2 protein-coding genes are annotated in these 1,236 nt (G+C 63.6%); both read right to left on the minus strand.

Annotated features, from left to right (window positions below; genetic code table 11):
• Positions 1 to 10: 10 nt before the first annotated feature.
• Complete coding sequence (locus tag AC1DVF_RS29320; protein ID WP_477296246.1) at positions 11 to 862, minus strand: IS3 family transposase; 852 nt, start codon at positions 860 to 862, stop codon at positions 11 to 13.
• The gene (locus AC1DVF_RS29325) at positions 859 to 1,176 is read right to left on the minus strand and encodes a transposase (protein WP_063574332.1); all 318 of its coding nucleotides are present in this window, start codon (positions 1,174 to 1,176) and stop codon (positions 859 to 861) included. Before AC1DVF_RS29325 ends, AC1DVF_RS29320 begins: the two co-directional genes overlap by 4 nt.
• Positions 1,177 to 1,236 lie beyond the last annotated feature (60 nt).

A 1,236-nucleotide genomic window follows, 5' to 3' on the forward strand; every position in this document is an offset into this window, starting at 1 on the left:
ATTGCAGTGGTCAAGCTTTTCTGGACACCGGTGTAGGAGCCTGAGCCGCCAGTTGCTCGAAGAGCACTGGCGGGATGTCGTTTAGTCGCGAGTGTTGCCGTTCTAGGTTGTAGTAGATCAGAAAGTCGGTCAGCTCCTTCTCGGCCTCGGCGATAGATGCGTAGCCTCCTTCAGGTACCCACTCGTACTTGAGCGTCTTGAAGATCCTCTCGATCACGGCGTTGTCCCAGCAGTTGCCCCGCCGGCTCATGCTCTGCCGGACCCCGCAGCGTGCCAGGAACGCCACGAAGCGATCGGAGGTGTACTGGCAGCCTTGGTCGGAGTGGAAGATCACGCCGGCCGGAGGCCGGCGCATCTCCAGGGCCATCGCCAGCGCCTCTTCCGGCAGGCGTGCATCGGCGTGTCGCCCCCACGACCAGCCAATCACCCGGCGAGAAAAAAGATCCATGACGAAGGCCACGTAAAGCCACTGTCGGCCGACTTTCAGCTGCGTGATATCGCCGGCCCAGGCGASGTTTGGCTCGACCGGATCGAAGTCGCGGTCAAGGCGGTTGGGAGCGACGACCGACGGTTTGGTCAGCCGTTTGTAGTGCTCGTAACGACGCCGACGCTTCGGAAGGGCCAGCCGACGAAGCAGACCGGCCGCCTTGCAGCGACCCACGCGCAGGCCCTGGGCGCGCAGCCCGGCGGACAGGCGACGCGACCCGATCGTATGGCGACTCTTCGCGTGCAATGACCTCACCGCTCGCTCCAGCACCGGCTCGACCGGACGCGGCGGCGTCGCCTTCCGGTGCGCGTAATAGCTGCTGCGAGGTACGTCCAATAAGGTGCACGTGCGACGGATGGACAGCTTCCCTTTCACCTTCTCGACGATCTGCGCCGCTTGCCGAGCAGTCGTTCCATGTGAAAGGGCAGCTGTTTTTTTAGGACGGCTTTCTCCGCTTCTAACGTCGCCACCTGTTCGCGAAGCGCCGCCAGCTCGGCCTCGTACCTAGCCACCTGCTCGGGCGTCGGTGGCGGCGTGGCACGCAGCTGCCGCTCCTGCTCGACCCAGCGCCGCAAAGCCGTCGGGCCAAGCCCAAGCAGCCCGCACACGGCAGGCACGGAGCGGTTCTCATCCAGTACTAAACACACCGCCCGGCGCTTGAGCGCCGGGTCGATCGGTCGATATCCCATGATTCACCTCGGTAGGGATTTTGCTCCTACATGGGTGTCCAGGAAAATTAGACCACCGCA

The sequence above is a fragment of the Pseudomonas sp. P4_D7 genome (assembly GCF_056401755.1).